The 1,113-nt window shown below is 70.2% G+C and carries 2 protein-coding genes; both read right to left on the reverse strand.

The genetic code is table 11. The features are described from left to right. Window positions 1-222 precede the first annotated feature (222 nt). Window positions 223-612, reverse strand: coding sequence for a VOC family protein (locus tag ACIBSV_RS50690; RefSeq protein WP_395874812.1), 390 nt, complete (start codon window positions 610-612; stop codon window positions 223-225). Beyond that, the gene (locus ACIBSV_RS50695) at window positions 609-965 is read right to left on the reverse strand and encodes an ArsR/SmtB family transcription factor (RefSeq protein ID WP_395874814.1); all 357 of its coding nucleotides are present in this window, start codon (window positions 963-965) and stop codon (window positions 609-611) included. Before ACIBSV_RS50695 ends, ACIBSV_RS50690 begins: the two co-directional genes overlap by 4 nt. Window positions 966-1,113: the final 148 nt, after the last annotated feature.

Below are 1,113 nucleotides of genomic sequence, written 5' to 3' on the forward strand. Positions count from 1 at the left end.
AGGCTCACGGGATCCTCGCCGCCGGTACCCCGGCGGGTCTCGGCGGCGCGCGATGCGTGGGTGTGGGAAGTCGCGAGGTGGATGATGAGTCGCGGCCTTGACGCCGGCCTTCGACATCTCGGCCGTGGCCCCGGAGCACATTCGCGGCTCCGTCGGGTCCCTCGGTGAGCTCGCGTCGTCGGCACGTCCACCGGGTGCGTATGGCGGGTGACGCGGTCGGGTCTACTCGTCGTCTCGTGGCGCGCGGACGAGATGGACGATGCCGGCGGGGTTGGTGATCCAGTGTGCGTCCGTGTCGGGGGCGAAGGCCTCGAGTTCGTCCTGGGTGTGGATGCCGCGTTCGGCCAGGTGTCGACGTGCGAGGGGAACGTCGTCGGTGAACAGTTCGAGCCACAGGTCGGCGCGGGCGAGGTTGTCGACCCGGTCGAGCCACAGTTTGACGGGGCCCAGTCGCACCGAGGCGCATCGCGAGACGACGCCGTCGATGCCGGTGCCGGTCTCCTCCACGACGTCCATGCCGAGTGTGTCGCGGTAGAACGCGACGGTCTCCTCGAAGCGGGCCTTGGGGAGTTTCATGGCGACGTTCGCGCCACCGCGGAATGTGGGGGTCACGGGTTGGTCTCCGATCCGTGGTCGAGGTGGTCTTCGAGTGCGCCCAGTCGGTTGTCCCAGTCCTGGGCGAGGGTCGCGAGGAATGCCTGGGCGACGCGTACGGGTTGGGCGTTGGGGTGGAACCGGACGCGTCGTCGTTCGCCGGTCTCGGGGCGGACCAGGCCGGCGTCGCCGAGGAGTGTCAGGTGTTTGGCGATGGCCTGGCGACTGATGGGCAGGCGGTCGGCGAGGTCGGTGGCGGTGGCGGGTCCGCGGCGGGCGAGTTCGGCGAGGATGTGGCGCCGGGTGGGGTCGGCCAACGCGGTGAACACGTCCGCCGCGATGGTCTCGGCGTCGGGTTGGGATGCGGTCATGGCTCAGGCGGACGTGTCGAGGAATTCGACGAGTTCGGCGAGTTCGGTGCGCCAGCCCTCGACGTTGCCCGTGTAGGCCGTCACGGGGTCGTCGCCGGCCCCGAGTTGCGCGAATCCCGTCTCGACGACGGTCAGACGGGTGCCGGTC

The sequence above is a fragment of the Embleya sp. NPDC050154 genome (assembly GCF_044460165.1).
In the GTDB taxonomy this organism is placed as follows: domain Bacteria; phylum Actinomycetota; class Actinomycetes; order Streptomycetales; family Streptomycetaceae; genus Embleya.